Raw genomic sequence first — 1,180 nt, 5'->3', positions numbered from 1 at the left:
AGCTAGACCCTTTAATAGGTAGCCACTTGCCCCATATTTTAAAGCATTAAACACATATTCATTATCATCAAAGGTTGTAAGTACTATAATCTTTATTTGTGGTAATACTTTTTTGATAATCTTTATACATTTTACTCCATCTATTCCAGGCATACGTATATCCATTAAGATAATATCTGGGATTAGTTTTTGAGCCAATCTAACAGCTTTTTCGCCATCCTCTGCCACACCAACTACTTTTAAATCAGGCTTATTGCCAAGAATTATCTCTAGACTTTGGCTAATAATATCTTGGTCTTCTGCAATTAATATTTTAATCATTTTTAATTTTCCTCCTTATAGGTAAGTAAGCAGAAATAATGAATCCCTCCGATGGTACTCCCCAAAAATGCACTTTTCCCCCAAGCATTTCTACCCTTTCCTCAACATGCCTTAATCCGAACCCTTCTTTAATTTCACCAACTCCTATTCCATCATCCATTATTTTGATTTGCAACTTATTTTCTGCAAATTCTAAAGCTACTATAATCTCACTTGCCGCCCCGTGCCTCACTGCATTTGTTATTCCCTCTTGAACTATTCTATAAACTGTTTCTTCTTCATCCGCGCCCATTTTGGGAGCTTGTCCTGTAATTTGAATCTCTACTTTAGTATTTGTACACTCATTTATATCTTCAGACAACTTTGAAATTGCTTCAATTAACGAAAATCTTTCAAGTGCATCCGGTCTTAGCTCATTCATAGATCTTCGAACATCTAAAAGCCCTTTTCTTGCAAGCTCTGATATTTTTAACATCTGAATCTTCATCTTACTAATGTTGAATTCTGATAATTCTATACATGCTTCTAATCCAATTGCTATACCAGTAAGTGTATGTCCAATAGTGTCGTGAATTTCCCTTGCTAGCCTATTTCTTTCTTTAATTTTAGCTGCTTCTTGTGATTTCCTAGCATAATCTTGTAATTGAATATTTATAACTTTCAATTCTTCAGATGATTTGTACAATTCGCCATACAACTCAGAAATTTTCTCGTTTTCATCTTTCTCACTTTGTATAACTTGAATCATAAACAGTATAAAAATAATATCATTCGTAGAATTAAGTATGTTTTTAATACTATAATAATAAATTCTTTGCAATGATGTATAGTACTCCGCATAATCATTTATATTAAATAT

The 1,180-nt window shown here is 32.4% G+C and carries 2 protein-coding genes; both read right to left on the bottom strand.

Going from position 1 to position 1,180, the window contains the following annotated elements; genetic code table 11:
• Nucleotides 1-321: response regulator transcription factor (locus tag KPL50_RS26505; protein ID WP_216301455.1), on the bottom strand; the 321-nt coding region annotated here is incomplete at its 3' end.
• Nucleotides 314-1,180: sensor histidine kinase (locus tag KPL50_RS26500; protein WP_216301454.1), on the bottom strand; the 867-nt coding region annotated here is incomplete at its 5' end. The genes KPL50_RS26505 and KPL50_RS26500, both read right to left, overlap by 8 nt.

The sequence above is a fragment of the Clostridium sp. CF012 genome (genome assembly GCF_018861755.1).
GTDB lineage: Bacteria > Bacillota > Clostridia > Clostridiales > Clostridiaceae > Clostridium_AD.
The sequence above is the reverse complement of the archived record's forward strand: the minus strand, read 5'-3'. Positions and strand labels throughout refer to the sequence as shown.